Raw genomic sequence first — 16,063 nt, 5'->3', positions numbered from 1 at the left:
TGGCGCGCTGCCGCCACGCCTACGGAGTGCCCGTATGAACACCACCATCGGCTGCGCCCTGCTCGGGATGTGCACCGTGCTCGTATGGCCGCCCGCGCTGGCCACGCTGCTGGGCTGGGAACCGCCCCTGCCGCACCGCGGTGACGGTTCGGCCAGGCTGCTGGCCATGGCCGCCTCGACCGGCCACGCCGCCCTGCTGGCCGGTGTCGCACCCCGCCTGGCCGCGGCACCCGCCACCGTCACCACGGCCTGCTCCTACACCGCGGCCTTCCTGACGATCACCGCGGCGACCCTGTGCGTCGCCTACGAACGAACCCCCGCCAAGCAACCCCAAGAAGACCCTCCGCCGCCCACCACCTCCTAGTAAGCCCCTACCGAAGACGCCACCCTCAGGCGTCCGCCGCACAACCGACTGCAAGGCGTTCTGCACATCACGGAATCGCTTCAGCACGCGCAAGGAGCAACCGCCCAGCGTCTGCGGTCCAAGGCGCCGCCATTGCGGCACCGGCAAGAGCGGAGCCCGGCACCAGAGCGGGTTGACACCAGCGACCGCGCGTGGGCCCAAGCCGTGGGCAATCCGTCGCGGCTGTCCGGCGAGAACGAGGGACAAGACGGGCGACACCCTCACCGACGACCAGCTCGACCGCGACGCCGAGGCACCTACTGCGCGGCACGGTCACGACCAGGTTCGTGAGGGTCGAGGGCTCGCTGGCCGTGCTAGTCGAGCAGTCGAACCGCAACAAGGAAGACGTCCGCCAGCTGCGCGCCGACACGGACCGGGACATCGGCGAACTGCGCACGGACGTCGAGGCGTTGAAGCGGTACCGGTGGCCGCTGACGGCGGTCGGCGCGCTGACCGGGGTGGTCGGTGCGGCGACGGGCGCCGCCGCACTGTTCCTCCGCTGACCTCTTGCCTGAACCCCGGCCTGTGCCTCCCGACTAGGGAAGGCACGGGCCGATTGCGCGCAATCCACAGCCGCGCCACTCCTCGCGCAATCTGCTGCAATCCACGAGCGCACTCAGACCAGGAGCGCGCATCCTGGACGTCCAACCCGGCGACACGGAGGGCGACATGACGCTCAGGTTCCTCGGCACCACCAGCGACGATGGTGACTGCCCGACCCTGTACGAGATCCCCGAGACGGACGAGATCCTTGTCCAAGGCGACCGAGAGACCGACCCCGAGCACGTCGCCCAGCTGCGGGACGTGAAGCCGACCGAGACCTTCGTCCGCGTGCCCCGCAGCCTCTTGACCCGTTACGCCCCCACCACCGAGGCCCCGACGCTCCAGCCGTTCGCATCGATCAGCCACCTGTTCCAGGAGTTCCGGCACACCGCATGGCGGCTGGAGACCCGCCGCGGCTACGCCTCCGACCGGCACAGCCCCAAGTGGGCACGCTGGAAGGCAGGGGAGGACATCGCCGCCGAGCCGGCCAACACGTGGCGCGCGAACGTCGCCGAGCAGACAGCGGTCGGAAAGCGGTTCGAGCGCGTTCGGATCGTCGATGACCCGGCCACGGAGGGGCAGCAGTTTCTACTCGCGAGCGCCCCGGGGAACGTCTCGGCGGGCGAGGACATCCGGAACCTGACCCGCGCTGAGGCCGAGCAGCTGCGTCTGCCGGACTTCGACTTCTGGCTCTTCGACTCGAAGATCCTCGCGCGGTTCGCGTTCGACGAGGACGACACCACCCTTGGCGTGTACGTGAGCGAGGACCCCGCCGAGGTGCTTGCCGCTTGTCAGGCCCGGGACGCCGCGTGGCACCACGCCGTACCTACTGCGGGGTTCGCCGAGCGGGTACGTTCCACCATGTGACCACCGACTTCCAGACCGCCCGGGAAGCCCTCGGCGCGCGTCTGCGCACACTGCGCGCCGAGGCTGGCTTGGAAGGGAAAGACCTCGCAGCCGTACTGGGTTGGCAGACGTCGAAGGTGTCCCGTCTCCAGAACGGGAAGCAGACTCCGACGCGCGAGGACCTGACGGCGTGGGCGCATGGCGTCGGGCGCCCGAACGTCGTGACCGAGCTGCACGGCCTGCTGGCCGGGCTCGGCATGAAGGACCGGCACCGATCCTGGCAGCGGCAGTTGGCCGGCGGGCACCGCGGCCGACAGGAGATCGCTGTCCGGCAGACGGAGAGCACGAGAGAGATCCGCGGCTTGGAGGTGTCGCGGGTCCCCGGCTTGTTCCAGACACCCGAGTACGCGCGGGCGATCTTCGATGCCAACGCCGCTTTCCGGCAGATCCGGCCCACGACGGACGCCGCGGTCGAGGCACGGATGCGCCGCCAAGCAGCTCTCTACGATCCAGAGAAGTCGTTCCGCTTCCTGCTGTGCGAGGCCGCCCTGTACCACCGGCCGTGCCCCACGGACGTGATGGCCGCACAGCTCGATCGCCTCTACAACCTGGTAGGGCAGAAGCGCATCGAGCTGGGTGTCATCCCCTTCACTGCGCAACTGCGCCGGACGCCGGCGCACGGGTTCTGGATCTACGATCGCCGCCTCGTCATCGTCGAGACGATCAGCGAGGAACTGTGGCTGACCGGCGACGAGGACGTTCACTTGTATGAACGGGCGTGGGAATGGCTCGCTGAGGCGGCCGAAGAAGGGCCGTCGGCACGGCGGTTGATCGGGCGAGCAAGGGCGTCTCTGGACCTCACCTGAGCAATTCCCGCAACCCGAGTATGGGCTTGCGCAATTGCGCGCAATCGGCAAGCAGCGCTGCAATCGCCCTGCATACGGTGCGGTCATGGCCCAACCGATGCGCTTCGCCGCACTGTACGGGGCCGGGGATGCGTGGCTCGCCGACTGCTCCACGCGACCGGACCTCGTCCATCAGGCATGGGAGATCGGTGCCCTTGCGCCGATACGGTCCGGCCGCGGATGGCTCGCCGCGGAATGCCGCCTCGTGACCGGCTTGCAGGCCCTCAGCCGCATCCGCGAGGAGCACCGCGGCCCGGTCCTCGCCGACCCCGGGGTGGACCGGACATGGTGGCTGCTGCCCCTGGACGCAGCCGACGAACTGGCGGACGTACGGCAGGTGACCGTGCATCCGCCCCGTACCCCGCTGCACTGCCCGCCGGCAGGCCGGCAGGTCTGCGGCCGGTTCTGGCTCACCCACCCGGACGGGTCGGGGCGGCTGACCAGTCCCGACGTGCTCGCCGCCGCGCTCGGGCCGGGCGGCCGACAGATCCCGGCAGAGGTGCTGAGATGACCGCACGGACAACGCTGCTGGGGGCGGTCCACCTGCTGCCGCTCCCTCCGATCCGCAAGCTCACCGAGGCGCAGGTGTGCGGGCGGGCGTGCATCTGGTGCGCTACCGGCCTGACGGCCGGCACTGTGGTGGGGCTCGGCGCCCGACGACGGCCCGGCACCGAGAGCGGCGCCAGCTGGTACCCGCGCGGCTGCCCGCCGTGCGTGCGCGCCGAGGGCCGCCGGGTCGCCACCCTCCACACCCGCACCTGCTCCGCATGCCGGGCCGGCCGCGGATGCTCGGCCCGTGCCGAGTTACTGAGTCTTGCCAACTGGGGCCAGCGATGACCGCGCAGGCAGCCGCTGGCAGGCGGGGCCTGTGCTCGTGGTGCCGCCGGTTCGTCGGCGACATCCGGCTGATCCAGATTGACGACGCAGGCTCGGGCTCGGCCACGCGTGGTCTGTACGCCTGCGGCCCGTGCCGGGAAGTCCACCGCCTGATCCCGCTCGCCGAGCGTGACCCACAGGGAGAACCTTGATGCCGCAGAGGAGCACGGCTGAGCGGAAGGCCGAAGCGCAGCAGTCGGGCGGCCGGGCCGCGGGCTACTGCTGGCTGGAGCACCCCAGGGGCCGCCGGTTCTGCACCCGGCGCCCGCACGCCGACCAACAACACATCGACCACTACCGCGGCCGGAGATCGAGCACAGACACCCAGGGCACCTCGTGGGTGGAGTAGAGCCTCCAGCGTCGGCGAGGGCGAACCGCCGGCGCTGGAGATGTGAACGGGCCGCCTCCGTCCCTCGCGGGGGCGGCTCCGCTGTGCTGAGCGCCGTGAGCCGTGCTCGGCCCGTGTGCGGATGACGGCCGGCGTACCTGTGTCCGCCGGCGGTCATCCTCCGCTCTGACTCGGTCAGAGCGAGCCGCCCCACCCCCTGGCCGGGGTGGGGCGGTCTACGTTTGTCGGACGACCCCCGTCGGCGGATGCGGCGGGGGTCGCCGCCTGCGGGCCGGGTCTCCCCACCCGGGGGCCGCAGGAAGTGACGAGCCTGTGTCTGGCGCGAGTGTGGGAGTCACGCCGCCCTCGTCTCGCTTGCACCCTAGGACGATGAGCGCACTGATCACGTCCCCCCAGACAGGTGATGGACAAACCATGATCGTTGGGGGTTGTGGACCCTATGCGGACTCTGATCATGGAAATGCCCTCCGAGAACTGGCCTCGGAGGGCATCTGACCTGCGGTGGAGCCTAGGGGAGTCGAACCCCTGACATCTGCCATGCAAAGACAGCGCTCTACCAACTGAGCTAAGGCCCCTTGCGAGTGGCGGCCGGCCCGAGTGGTGCACTCGGGTGGGCGCCGCAGACCAGAGTACCGGGTCATCCCGGGGATCTCGCAAAAAAGCTGGGGGTCCCTCCAAACGACCACGCTCCGTAAGATGCTCGGCGTGGTTCGCGACAGCGAACCACGTTCTTGGGGAAGCGATGGGGAGACGCAACATGGACGCCGCACAGCAGGAAGCCACCGCAAGAGCGCGGGAGCTGCAGCGGAACTGGTACGGGGAGCCGTTGGGGGCGCTCTTCCGTAAGCTCATAGATGATCTCGGGCTCAACCAGGCCCGGCTCGCGGCGGTACTGGGACTGTCCGCGCCGATGCTGTCGCAGCTGATGAGCGGCCAGCGCGCGAAGATCGGCAATCCCGCGGTGGTCCAGCGGGTGCAGTTGCTGCAGGACCTGGCGGCACAGGTCGCGGACGGCAGTGTCAGCGCGGCCGAGGCGACCGACCGCATGGACGAGATCAAGAAGTCGCAGGGGGGCTCCGTGCTCAACAACACCACGCAGACGACGAGCAGTTCGGGCGCGCCGACGGTCAAGCGGGTGGTCCGCGAGATCCAGTCGCTGCTGCGCTCGGTGGCCGCCGCCGGGGACATCATCGAGGCCGCCGACACCCTCGCCCCGACCCACCCGGAACTGGCAGAGTTCCTGCGGGTGTACGGCGCGGGCCGCACCTCCGACGCCGTCGCGCACTACCAGTCCCACCAGAGCTGACCCCCCGGCCCGTCCGACGGAGGGGGTCCGACGGACGGGCCGACGCCTGAGGGGGAGCGCCCAAGGGCACGACAAGGGGTCGTATCACTCATCTCGGGGGTAGCAAGGGGGCAGGGGGACAAGGGGTAAGGGGGGCCGACGGGTCAGGCGCAGGGGGAGGAGCGACGGACAGCCATGGGTGAGGTCTTCGCCGGCCGGTACGAACTGGCCGACCCGATCGGACGCGGAGGCGTCGGCGCCGTCTGGCGCGCGTGGGATCACCGTCGTCGCCGTTATGTCGCCGCCAAGGTGCTCCAGCAACGCGACGCCCACTCACTCCTGCGGTTCGTACGGGAACAGGCCCTGCGGATCGATCACCCCCATGTGCTCGCGCCGGCCAGTTGGGCCGCGGACGACGACAAGGTCCTGTTCACCATGGACCTGGTCGCCGGCGGCTCGCTGGTCCATCTGGTCGGTGACTACGGCCCCTTGCCGCCCTCGTTCGTGTGCACGCTGCTCGACCAACTCCTGTCCGGACTCGCCGCGGTGCACGAGGAGGGAGTCGTGCACCGTGACATCAAGCCCGCCAACATCCTGCTGGAGGCCACCGGCACCGGTCGTCCGCGGCTGCGCCTGTCCGATTTCGGCATCGCGATGCGGCTGGGCGAACCGCGCCTGACCGAGACCAATCTCGTGGTGGGAACGCCGGGTTATCTCGCGCCCGAGCAGATGCTGGGCGCGGAACCCGACTTCCCGGCCGACCTGTTCGCCGTGGGTCTGGTCGCCCTGTATCTGCTGGAGGGAGCCAAACCCGACGCGAAGGCCCTCGTCCAGCACTTCGCCGAACACGGGACACCCGGGGCGCCCAAAGGCATCCCCGATCCGCTCTGGCAGGTGGTGGCCACGCTGCTGCAACCGGATCCGGAGGCCCGTTTCCGCACGGCCACGGGGGCCCGCAAAGCGCTCTTCTCGGCCACGGAACTCCTGCCTGAGCCCGGCCTCGACGACGAGGTGATCGAGGTCTTCGACCAACTCGGCCCGCTCCCGCCGGGGTTCGGTCCCGATGGACCTTTACGAACGGCCTCGGGCGTGGACACCCAGGTGGATTCGGGGGCGCGACCCGGCCCGCCGGGGCCCGCCGAAACGGGCACCGTGTCCGGAGGGTGGGTGACCGGGGTCGCGGGGGCAGGGGTTGCGCGGCCGGGCGCTGCCGGGTCCGACGGCGCGTCGGGCGCGCAGGACGTCTCTTCGCCGGCGAACGGCTTCCCCGAGCAGGTTCCACCCAAGGTCTCCGCTCGGCCCGACCCGAGCGACACGGATTCCGTCCCCGGCACACCGGCCGCCCCCACAGGCCCGCCCTACCTCGCCTCCGACTTCATCCCCTCCGATTACCTCCCTTCTGACGCCGGTCCCAGCGATTCCGACCTTGGCAATTCCCGCCCCGGAAACGCCGACCCTCGCGACCCCGGTCCCAGCGGCTCCGGTCCCGGCAACACCGGCCCCGACAACTCCGGCCCTGGCAACACCGGCCCCGACAACTCCGGCCCTGACAAAACCGGTCCCGGCAACTCCGGCCCTCGCGATTCCGGCTCTGGCGGCTCCGGTCTCGGCGGCTCCCGCTCTGGCGACCCGGGCTCTGGCGATTCCCGTCGGGCCTTCCCCGGTCCCACGGCCTCCGTCCCCCGCCCGTCCGACAACTTCCCTACCGGTACGCCACCTTCCGACACCCCTCCTTCCGGTAGCTCTCCTTCCGGCAACTCCCCTTCCGGCCCCGGCCTCTCCGCCAACTCCCCCTCCAACAGCTCCCCTTCCGCCCCTGCCCGTTCCACAACGCCCGCTTCCGCCAGCTCTCGCGCTCCCGAAGCCGTCGTGCCCGTGGATCCCCAAGCGGGCAGCGGTCCGCAGCCGTTCACCATGTCGGACACGGGGAGCTTCCATCTGCCGCCTCCGCAGCCCGCGGGGCCGCACGGCACGGGGACGGACACAGCCGGAACACCGATCTCCCAGACCCACCCCCCACACCAGACCCACCAGGCCGACCAGTCCCGAAACGACCCTCAACGCGAGCGGCACCAAGCGCACGACCGGCACCAGCCACTGCATGCTCCCCAGCCCCACCACTCCGACGAACCCCCCACCGCGACCGCGCCCACCCACGGGCATGTCTCCCCCCACGACCCCGCCCACAGCCCCACCCATGCCCTGTCCTCCCCCCGTCCACAGGCCCCCTGGAACCCCGCACAGGCGCCGCTGCCTCCGATACGGCCGCGGCGCGTCGACGCCTCTACTGCTTCATACACCGCTCAGAGCCCGCAGGTTCCGCATCCCGCACAGGCGAATTCACCGTCGGCGCCGCCCGCACCCCGCCGGACCGCCCGTCGCACCCACCGCGCCCACCGCACCCGCCGCCCCGGCCCCCCGGCGAAGGCCGCGCTACCGATCCTGCTCCTGGCGCTGGCCTGCTACGCCGTGGGTTTCTGGGCGCTGACCCGCATCTGAGCGCCGACCCGCCGCCGAGCGGCCACCGCCCATACCCCGTGCGCCGACCCGCCGTCGAGCCGCTACCGCCCATACCCCCGTGCCCCGACCCGCCGCCGAGCCGCTACCGCCCATACCCCCGTGCCCCGACCCGCCGCCGAGCGACCACCGTCCATACCCCGAGCGCCAGCAGCAGCGCGCTCCCCGCGCCGATGCCGCCCACCGCCAGGACTCGCATCCCGGTGTCCTCGCCCCCGGCGCTCCGCCCCGTCACGGCCGCCTCCCGGTCCTGTGCCGTGACCTCGAACAGATCGCGCGGCTCGGACTGCCCGGCGTACCCGGGCCCGGCGTGCGGGGTGCCGGTGACGCGCACCCGCAGCGTCACCCCGAAGGGCCCCTGGCCGAATGTGCCGGCCATCCCCTCGCTGAGGTGCACGACGAGGTAGTACGCCCCGGCGAAACGCATGCCGCGCACCGCGTCGAGCACGGCGTACCGGTTGCGGTACTCCACGGGCGGCAGGGGGCTGAGTACGGCCGCCTTCTGGCTGCCGTTGTAGCTGAGGGCCGCGTCGTCGACGTAACCGCGGACGGGATTGTGCAGCGCCAGGTCGAGGGCTCCGCTGACATAGCCGCCGGCCCCGTTCGAACTGCCCAGTTCCGCGGTGGCGTGCACCTGCTGGCCCCAGTCGACCGGCACCTTGTAGTAGAGGGTCTGCCCGGGCCTCATGTCCGTCTGCCAGACGCCTTGTCCGAGCGCGCGTGCCGTGACGAAGCCCGCTCCGCCGGCGCGGCGCCGGGGCTCACCGGTGACCGGCTCGGGCGAGGCGGAGTCCCAGACCTCGGGCGCGCTCGTGGCCCCGGCCCGCCGAGGACGCGGCTCGGCGACCGGTGCCAGCTCCAGGTCCCAGGCACCCGACGCGGACACGCCACCCGAACCCGGTACGCCCGCCGTGCCCGCCGGTTCGAGGCGCTCGACCAGTACGTAATACGTGCCCGCTCCCTGGCACAGGGAGCCGCCCACCTGGCGCATCCCCAGGGCCGTGACCGGCCGCGGGCTCAGTCCCGCCCCGAACCGCGCGGACGCATAGGAACAGGAGCCGCCGTTGGCGTCCTGCACCGACACCCTGATGCCGTCGCTGGCGGAGACGGCGGCACCTGCGGGGGGTACGGCGGTCACGGGGACGTACGCGGTCGTCGTCGCCCGGAGCTCCACGCGGTAGTAGAGCCTGCCGTCGCGGGGGAGGGAACTCCGGTACGTCTCGCCCGGCTTCAGCCCCGGGGCGTCCACGGTGCCCGCCGCTCCGGCGACGGTCCTGGCCCCTTCCGCGAAGGCGTACCCGCCAGAGGCCCCGGCCACCGAGCCGGCGGCCCCGGCCTGTGAGCCCGCGGCCACCGCCGACCGGCCCGGCACCAGCAAGGCGCCCAGCATCACCGCCGTCCCCGCGACCGCGACCGCGACGGGCAGCCGACGGCTCCGCCGGGCCGCCCCGGGCCACCACCCCGCCGTACACCAGCTCGCGATACGCCACCTCGCCGTACGCCACCGCCCGGAGCGCGCCGAGAACACCGCACGCCCTTCTCTACGCCACCCCGTGCGCCGCCCCATCCCGTGTCACCCCTCCTCGTCCCACGCGCGGCGGGGCACCCCCTGCAGATTCCCCACCAAGGCACCTCACGGAAAACCGCGCAGCCGCCTCACGCAGACGCCCTGCGCAGCCACCCGGCGCAAGCGCCCCGCGCAGGCACTCCGTACAGGCACTCCGTACAGGCACCCACAAAGAAGTCCGCCACCGCCCTATACAGCCCGAAACCGCGTTCCGCTCGCCGAGAACCACCGACAGCCGCCTGCGCCAACGGTGGCCGCGCCCCCCACGGCCGTGCGCCGCATGTCGTCGGGCCATGTCGTCGCGCCATACCGGACCGTGGCCCATCCTGCCCCGCGCACGCCCGGGTCATCCCGGCAATCCGTGCGGCCGTCCGAAACACCCCGCTCGACGCCCCGCTCGCGAGTGGCCCTACCGCCTCAGCGGCGCCCCAGCAACACAAAACCCCGACCGCAGGGGCGGTCGGGGCCTGATCGGTTTCCGTTGTCTGTACTCACGAACCCGTGGGCACGGAGTCAGTCGCCTCCGTCCACAGATCCTGCTCGGCGCGATCCGCCTGGATCTGGCGGTACACGAGGAGCCCGCCGATGGCGGCCAGTGCGACCAGGAGCAGCTTCTTCACCGCGCGACCTCGTCTTTCCTTGACGTAGGGGACCTCTGGCGCCCGACTATACACACCGCCCGATATCGGTCGGTGACCTGCGCCGGGCCCCCAACTCCCGCCCTCAAGAGCGCATTGGCCACGGGCGGTGGCGTCCCGACCGGAGGGTCGTCACACCCCCACACACGGTTACTTTGCTCCCTCTTCACCAATCAAGATCCGCGTTTGGGAGATTTTCTTCCGCTTTGCACCCATCCGAGTGGTGTTCATCTGAACATCGCCGCGCCATGTGCGTGGGTCCACCACTTCGCGACGCTCATACACATCATGAGGAAAGTACGCAAATCGCCCAACCCGAAAGTGAGGGGTCATGGCCAGGAACAACAAGGTCATGAATCTGTGGACCGTCATCGTCACCGCCTTCCTCGCCCTGTTCGCGGCGCTCGGACTCGCCTCCCCGGCCACGGCCGCGGCCGCCCCGCGGACCGAGACCCCGCAGAAGAGCAGCGCGCCTGCTCCGAGGCCGGCGACGCACCCCTGGTCCTGGTCCCGCTCCTGGTCCTGGTCCGAAGCCAGAGCGCTGCCCCCCACGATGAAGCAACGGATCCGGGCCGAGGCCCACGGCACATCTCCCAGTTGCCGCCACAGCCCCCTCGAAGACACCACGGCGGAGATCCTGAACGGCCTGGGAGCCCCGGCACCGCTCACCTGCTGACCCGGCGCCCCTCCACCGCTGCCGCCGGAACCTGACGGGATCCGACGGAACCCGACGGAACCCGACCAAAACAGACCGGAATCCGACCGGCGCGCCCGACCGGAACCCGGCACCCAGCGGCACAGCGGCACAGCGGCAGCAGCACGCAGGACGTGCGGCACCGAAGACCCAGCGTGAGCACCACAGCAAGACAGCAACACAGCAACACAGCAACACCTGATGGCGAACTTGCGTACAGCTCCACATCAGCGCGAGTCCCCCGGCCTCCCCCGGCCGGGGGCCTTCGCATGCCTGTTTCCCACCGCCCGGCCCCAAGTCGTAAGGACCTCTTCAGGAGTCGTAGCCTGGTGACGAGGTGACTCCTGTGCCCAAGGCGTACGAAGTGATCGCGGACGACATCCGCCGGTCCATCCGCGAGGGCGGGCGCGAGCCCGGCGAGCGCCTGCCGTCCGAGGCGGACCTGGCGCGGCACTACAGACGCAGCGTGCCCACGATCCAGAACGCGCTGCGGGTTCTGAACGAGGAAGGTCTCATCGACAAGCGGCACGGCAGCGGCACCTTCGTCCGGTGTCCGCGCACCCGGGCGGTCCGTGACAACCGCCGGCACCAGTGGGAGAAGCGCCGGGTTCGCGCACCGGAGGCCGAGCGGGCACAGACCGGCGCGACCGAGCACGACACCGGTCTTGACCTGCGGGATCTCGTCTTCTACGCCAGATACCGGGAGATCAAGGCGCCCCAGTACCTCGCGGACGCGTTCGGCGTCCCCGAGCACACCGTCCTGCTGGAACGCACCTACCGGACCCGCCACGCCGCCGAGACCGCCCCGTTCAACCTGGTCACCTCCTATCTCGTGCGCGACATGATCGCCGTGAACCCGGATCTGCTGGACGACCGCAACGAGCCGTGGCCGGGCGGCACGCAGCACCAGCTGTACACCGCGGGCATCGAGGTGGGCCGGGTCGAGGAGCGCTTCACCGCCCGCCCGCCGACGCCGGAGGAGGCCGAGGAGCTGGAGCTGCCGCCGGGTACGTCGGTGATCCTGCTGCGGAAGACGTCGTACGACATCGAGGACCGCGTCGTGGACATCACCCATGTCACCCTTCCCGGCGACCGCACGGAGCTACGCTTCACCACGTCCCTGGAAAGGTGGTGAGGGCCGCCGTGCGCCGGCGCGTCAGCATCGTCACCGCGGTTCACGCGCCGTCGGCCCCGTTCCTGGCGGAGGCCCACGAGTCGCTGTGCGCGCAGCACCTGCCCGACGGCTGGACCTGGCAGTGGGTGATCCAGCAGGACGGGGAGACGGACGACGTCCGTCCGTACGTCCCCGACGACGCGCGGGTGACCTTCCGGCAGGGGCGGCCGGGCGGCCCCGGAGTGGCCCGCACGATGGCGCTCGCGCACGCCGACGGCGCGTACGTGAAGGTCCTGGACGCCGACGACCAGCTCACCCCGGGCGCCCTCGCCCGCGACCTGGCCGTCCTCGAAGGAGACCGGGGCATCGGCTGGACGACCTCCCGGGTGCTGGACCTCATGCCGGACGGCTCCACGGTGGGCTTCCCCGCAGACCCCGACGACGGGCCGATCGAGCGCGGTGTCGTGACGGAGTACTGGGCGCGCAACGATTTCCGTGCCCAGGTCCACCCGGCGACGCTGTGCGTACGGCGTGACCTCCTGGTCGCGCTGGGCGGCTGGATGGCGCTGCCGGCCTCCGAGGACACCGGGCTGCTGCTCGCCCTGAACTCGGTGAGCCGCGGCTGGTTCTCCCGGCAGGTGGGGCTTCTCTACCGCAAGTGGGAGGGCCAGGTCACGGGCCAGGCCCCGCACGTCGACCCGGCCGAGCGGGACGCGCGGACGGCCGTTGTCGCGGCCAGGGCGCGGGCGCTGGCACGCTTCGGATGGCACGCTCCGCTGACCGGCTCGACCGGCTCACCCGCTCCGGCGGCCGACTGACATCCCCCTGGGCCCGCGCCCCTCGACCGCCGGCCCTCAGCCCCCGGCCCGCCACGCATCGGGCCTGCACATCGCCACCGCAAGGGTCAGGGCAGCGCCACCGCAAGGTCAGAGCAGCGTCACCGCAAGGGTCACGGCAGCGTCTCCGCGTCCACCCGGGAGAAGATCAGATCGCATTCGGCCCGCACGGGCCCGCGCCAGCGAACGGGCACGCCCGCCGTGCCGCTCAGCGCGGACGGGTAGCTCCCGGGCGCGTAGTCGTTGGCCAGCCGATAGACGTGAAAGCCCGCGTCGGTCATCGTCCCGAGCAGTTCGCCGGCCGAGTCACCGAGCCGGGCCATGCGCTCGGGGGTCACCTCGACGCTGATCTCCGCGTCGGGCCGCAGCCTGTCCAGCAGGGGCGCGAGGCCGCGGACGACGCCGCCTTCCGCGCCCTCGACATCGATCTTGATCACCCGGGCGCTCGCGATCTCCGCCGGTTCGAGCAGTTCCGGCAGCGGCCGGGCCTCGATCTCGAAGGTGGACTCCGCGGGTCCGTCGTAGGGAACGATGCTGTTCGCCCCCATGTTGCGGGAACTGGCCAGCACGAAGGTCAGGGTCTTGTGGCCGTCGGAGACCGCGGAGTTGACGGCACGGATGTTCCGGCAGTCGTTCAGCGCGCGCTGGTGCAGCAGGCGGCGGTGGAACGCGGGCGACGCCTCGATCGCCACGACCCTCCCCCGGTCGCCGACGAGCCGTGACGCCAGGACGCTGAAGACGCCCACGTTCGCCCCTACGTCGACGAAGCCGTCCCCCGGCTTCAGCCGGCGCCGCAGCCAGCTCGTCATGTGCGGCTCCCACACCCCGAACAGATACACATAGCGCTGGATGAGGTCCTGGGTGTCCACCGCGAACCGTGCGCCGGAACGGGTCGTCACGACGCGCCAGCGTGGATGGTCCCGCAGATACGGGTTCAGCCAGCGTGCGGCGAGGGCCGCCTTGCCGAACGAGCCCGGTGCGTCGCGCACATACCGGCGGCCGAGCGTGACCAGCAGCTCCGACAGGGGATGACTCACACGACGTCACTGCCCCGCGAACGGCACGGCGAACCGGCCTCGGGGCGTGCGGCCCATGCGGCCTGTGCGACCCATGCGGCCCCTTCGGTACCCGATGCCGCGGCTGCCCCTGTGCTCCCCGGCTGCCTCTCGCCCTGTGCCGCGGCGGCTACCTCCCGGCGCCCGCGGTCGCGAGCCAGTGGGCGACCCTGCGCAGGGTGGTCTCGTCAACTCGCTCCACCAGGGCCTGGACGGCGGTCAGATCGTCCGGCGTGAGGTCGTAGAGGCCCGCTCGGCCCAGTCCCGCCATGAGCACCTGGTGCCGCCGGTCGTCCATGCGCTCGGCGAGCTTGCTCGGCTCCGAGGGCTTGCTCGGCTCCAAGGACGCGGCCGGCTGCTCCTCGGCGGTTGCGGCGGGCTGCTGTGCGGCCCGACCGGATGTCGTCGGGGCGGCGGAGCGTTCGAAGCGGTGCCAGGCGCCGTCCCGCGGCCCCCACAGGGCGACGGTCGGCTCGCCCCCGCGCGCCCGTACGGTCTGCGTCATCTCGCCCACGGCGTGCACCACGGGGGAGCGGTGGGACGACTCGGCGCCGACCCGCCATGACGCCGAGTCCGGCTCGTAGAACATCGCGACCCAGCGTGGCGTACCCGGCGGCTCCGGGCTCCGCAGACGTGTGTCCACCGCACTCACCCCTTCGGAAGCGACCCGACGGCGACCATAACTGACGTACCGTCAGATTCACAGGGGTGTGGCGAGGTCGCACCGGGGCGTTCCCGCCGCCGGGCCCGGGACCCGCCGCCCGGCACTGGTCCCTCCCCACGTGGAGACCAGTGCCGGACGTCGCGGGCGGTGTCGATCCGCACCGCATCGGCGTCGCGGTGCGGATCGAGGAAGAGGCGTCGCGGCCCCGAGGTCACCGCGACGGCTGCCGGAAGAAGGCTCGCGAAGCGCGTCCTCCGGGCGTTCGGGTCCGGACGTCGCGGCTGCCCGTCCGGGCGTACGCCATCGTTTCCTGACTCCGACGGAAGCTGACCGAGAACTCTGACGGAAGCTGACCGAGAACATGCGGCGCCATGAGCCGACTCTCCGAAGCTCTGGGGTGCTGACCTGTCCGGACGACGCGCGGACGGCCTGTAACGGGTCCGCTACTGCGTCGCGATCCTGCCATCTGCGGCGCCCAGCCACGAGGCTACGGCGCCCGACGCACGGCATCGCCGCAGGTCAGCCATATAGGGTGAGTTTTCCGGTCCGGACGTTCACAGGCGGGGAGTAAGGGGTGGAGACCTTGAGTTCCGACTCAGGGGCACGCACGGCCTTCGCGGAACGTCTCGCGCTGCTGTACAAGGAAGCGGGCAATCCTCCCCTCAAGCGCGTCGCCGAGGCCGTCGTCCGGTTGCAGCGGGTCGACGAGCGCGGCCGGCCCGTCCGGGTGTCCGCGCAGCGCATCAGCGACTGGCGACGGGCCAAGAACGTGCCCGCCCAGTTCGGTGCCCTCGCCGCGGTGCTGCATGTGCTGGTACCCGACGCCCGGCGCGCACGGCCGGCTCCGGTCTACCCCGGCCTGTACGACCTGGTCGAGTGGCAGCGCCTGTGGGAGCGCGCGGTGGCCGACCCGGTCGCCGACCGCCCGGCGTCCCCGGACGAGACGGACGGCGCCTCCGGGGAGGCCGCGGCCGTGCCCGGAGTATGCCCGTACCGGGGGCTCGCCGCCTACCGGGGGGAGGACGCCCGCTGGTTCTTCGGCCGGGAGCGGAGCACGCGGGCCCTCATCGACCAGCTCCGCGCTGCGGAACGGACCGGCGGCCTGGTCATGCTCGTCGGCGCCTCGGGAGCGGGAAAGTCCTCCCTCCTGAACGCGGGCCTCACCCCGGCCCTGCGCGAGACCCCACCAAACGAAAGCGACCGGACCGCAAGCGGCCCACTCGGAACCGACTCGGGCGCAAGCGGCACGGTCCGAAGTATGGCGGGCGCAAACGCCCCAGGGACGGGCGGCTCGGGCGCAAGCACCGCGGCCGTAAGCGGCGCGGGCGCAAGCGGCGCGGGCGCAAGCGGCGCGGGCGGAGCCGCTGTGGGCGCAAGGGCCTCCGATGGAAGCGGCTCGGACGTGGGCACTGCGGGCACGAGCGACCCGGGCGACGCACACGTCCGGCCGCGCGGGGAAGGCCACCCCCGCGACCCCGGCCAACCGCATGCGAAGACTCCGACGACCCCGACGCTCGGCGAAGACCACCCCCACGCGGACACCCAACCCCCAAGGAGCGCGGGGAACTGGGCGATCGACCACCAACAACCCGCACCCGGCCAACCACCGCCCCCACCTCAAGGGGCGCGGGGAACTGCGCGACCGGTCACAAACAACCCGCACCCGACCCCACCGAGCCCCCACCCCCATCCCCACCCCCCTGCCCAAGACCAACCCAACGGCCAGACCCGACCCCCCGCTCAAGACCAACCCCTCACGGAACCCCGACCC

At 71.7% G+C, this 16,063-nt stretch carries 16 protein-coding genes, 1 tRNA gene and 1 pseudogene; 13 read left to right on the top strand and 5 right to left on the bottom strand.

Annotated elements, in window-relative coordinates; translation table 11 throughout:
- Nucleotides 1–34: 34 nt before the first annotated feature.
- The 7 genes from AC27LF_RS12150 to AC27LF_RS12120 all read left to right on the top strand — a co-directional run bounded on the left by AC27LF_RS12150 (nt 35) and on the right by AC27LF_RS12120 (nt 3,922).
- Nucleotides 35–364: a hypothetical protein gene (locus tag AC27LF_RS12150; protein ID WP_479656952.1), complete on the top strand. Its 330-nt coding sequence runs from the start codon at nt 35–37 to the stop codon at nt 362–364.
- Between the two features lie 326 nt (nt 365–690).
- Nucleotides 691–906 carry a hypothetical protein gene (locus AC27LF_RS12145; RefSeq protein ID WP_479656951.1) on the top strand — a complete coding sequence of 72 codons (216 nt, stop codon included), beginning with the start codon at nt 691–693 and terminating at the stop codon, nt 904–906.
- A 166-nt stretch (nt 907–1,072) separates the two neighbouring features.
- Nucleotides 1,073–1,813, top strand: coding sequence for a DUF6879 family protein (locus AC27LF_RS12140; protein ID WP_479656950.1), 741 nt, complete (start codon nt 1,073–1,075; stop codon nt 1,811–1,813).
- The gene (locus tag AC27LF_RS12135; protein ID WP_479656949.1) at nt 1,810–2,658 is read left to right on the top strand and encodes a helix-turn-helix domain-containing protein; all 849 of its coding nucleotides are present in this window, start codon (nt 1,810–1,812) and stop codon (nt 2,656–2,658) included. Before AC27LF_RS12140 ends, AC27LF_RS12135 begins: the two co-directional genes overlap by 4 nt.
- A gap of 85 nt (nt 2,659–2,743) precedes the next feature.
- Complete coding sequence (locus tag AC27LF_RS12130; protein WP_479656948.1) at nt 2,744–3,208, top strand: hypothetical protein; 465 nt, start codon at nt 2,744–2,746, stop codon at nt 3,206–3,208.
- Nucleotides 3,205–3,534: a hypothetical protein gene (locus tag AC27LF_RS12125; protein WP_479656947.1), complete on the top strand. Its 330-nt coding sequence runs from the start codon at nt 3,205–3,207 to the stop codon at nt 3,532–3,534. Before AC27LF_RS12130 ends, AC27LF_RS12125 begins: the two co-directional genes overlap by 4 nt.
- A gap of 190 nt (nt 3,535–3,724) precedes the next feature.
- Nucleotides 3,725–3,922, top strand: a complete 198-nt coding sequence (locus AC27LF_RS12120) for a hypothetical protein (RefSeq protein ID WP_479656946.1) — start codon at nt 3,725–3,727, stop codon at nt 3,920–3,922.
- A gap of 502 nt (nt 3,923–4,424) precedes the next feature.
- Here the strand turns inward: AC27LF_RS12120 and AC27LF_RS12115 are convergent.
- Nucleotides 4,425–4,497 (bottom strand) — tRNA-Ala (locus tag AC27LF_RS12115).
- Between the two features lie 182 nt (nt 4,498–4,679).
- Here AC27LF_RS12115 and AC27LF_RS12110 point away from each other — a divergent pair.
- Both AC27LF_RS12110 and AC27LF_RS12105 read left to right on the top strand, forming a co-directional pair.
- A complete protein-coding gene (locus AC27LF_RS12110; RefSeq protein ID WP_404023661.1) occupies nt 4,680–5,228 on the top strand; it encodes a helix-turn-helix domain-containing protein in 549 nt (182 codons plus the stop codon).
- Between the two features lie 174 nt (nt 5,229–5,402).
- The gene (locus AC27LF_RS12105) at nt 5,403–7,706 is read left to right on the top strand and encodes a serine/threonine protein kinase (protein WP_479656945.1); all 2,304 of its coding nucleotides are present in this window, start codon (nt 5,403–5,405) and stop codon (nt 7,704–7,706) included.
- 103 nt (nt 7,707–7,809) lie between these two features.
- Here AC27LF_RS12105 and AC27LF_RS12100 read toward each other — a convergent pair whose 3' ends face one another.
- Both AC27LF_RS12100 and AC27LF_RS12095 read right to left on the bottom strand, forming a co-directional pair.
- Nucleotides 7,810–9,114: a hypothetical protein gene (locus AC27LF_RS12100; RefSeq protein WP_479656944.1), complete on the bottom strand. Its 1,305-nt coding sequence runs from the start codon at nt 9,112–9,114 to the stop codon at nt 7,810–7,812.
- Nucleotides 9,115–9,782: 668 nt separating this feature from the next.
- Complete coding sequence (locus tag AC27LF_RS12095) at nt 9,783–9,911, bottom strand: DLW-39 family protein (protein WP_003999697.1); 129 nt, start codon at nt 9,909–9,911, stop codon at nt 9,783–9,785.
- A gap of 349 nt (nt 9,912–10,260) precedes the next feature.
- Here AC27LF_RS12095 and AC27LF_RS12090 point away from each other — a divergent pair, with 349 nt between their 5' ends.
- The 3 genes from AC27LF_RS12090 (at nt 10,261) to AC27LF_RS12080 (ending at nt 12,555) form a co-directional block, all read left to right on the top strand.
- Entirely contained in the window at nt 10,261–10,605 is a 345-nt protein-coding gene (locus tag AC27LF_RS12090; protein ID WP_479656943.1) for a DUF6344 domain-containing protein, read from the top strand.
- Nucleotides 10,606–10,969: 364 nt separating this feature from the next.
- Nucleotides 10,970–11,758, top strand: a complete 789-nt coding sequence (locus AC27LF_RS12085) for a GntR family transcriptional regulator (RefSeq protein ID WP_479657011.1) — start codon at nt 10,970–10,972, stop codon at nt 11,756–11,758.
- 8 nt (nt 11,759–11,766) lie between these two features.
- Nucleotides 11,767–12,555, top strand: a complete 789-nt coding sequence (locus AC27LF_RS12080; protein WP_479656942.1) for a glycosyltransferase family 2 protein — start codon at nt 11,767–11,769, stop codon at nt 12,553–12,555.
- A gap of 131 nt (nt 12,556–12,686) precedes the next feature.
- Here the strand turns inward: AC27LF_RS12080 and AC27LF_RS12075 are convergent, their stop codons facing one another.
- Complete coding sequence (locus AC27LF_RS12075; RefSeq protein ID WP_479656941.1) at nt 12,687–13,610, bottom strand: FkbM family methyltransferase; 924 nt, start codon at nt 13,608–13,610, stop codon at nt 12,687–12,689.
- A 148-nt stretch (nt 13,611–13,758) separates the two neighbouring features.
- Complete coding sequence (locus tag AC27LF_RS12070) at nt 13,759–14,271, bottom strand: hypothetical protein (RefSeq protein WP_479656940.1); 513 nt, start codon at nt 14,269–14,271, stop codon at nt 13,759–13,761.
- A gap of 595 nt (nt 14,272–14,866) precedes the next feature.
- Between AC27LF_RS12070 and AC27LF_RS12065 the strand changes: the two are divergent.
- Nucleotides 14,867–15,470, top strand: a pseudogene (locus tag AC27LF_RS12065) (nSTAND1 domain-containing NTPase); the annotation flags it as partial.
- Between the last annotated feature and the right edge of the window lie 593 nt (nt 15,471–16,063).

The sequence above is a fragment of the Streptomyces diversicolor genome (assembly GCF_057537855.1).
Note: the sequence above shows the minus strand (reverse complement) of the source record. Positions and strands in the feature narration are given on the sequence as shown.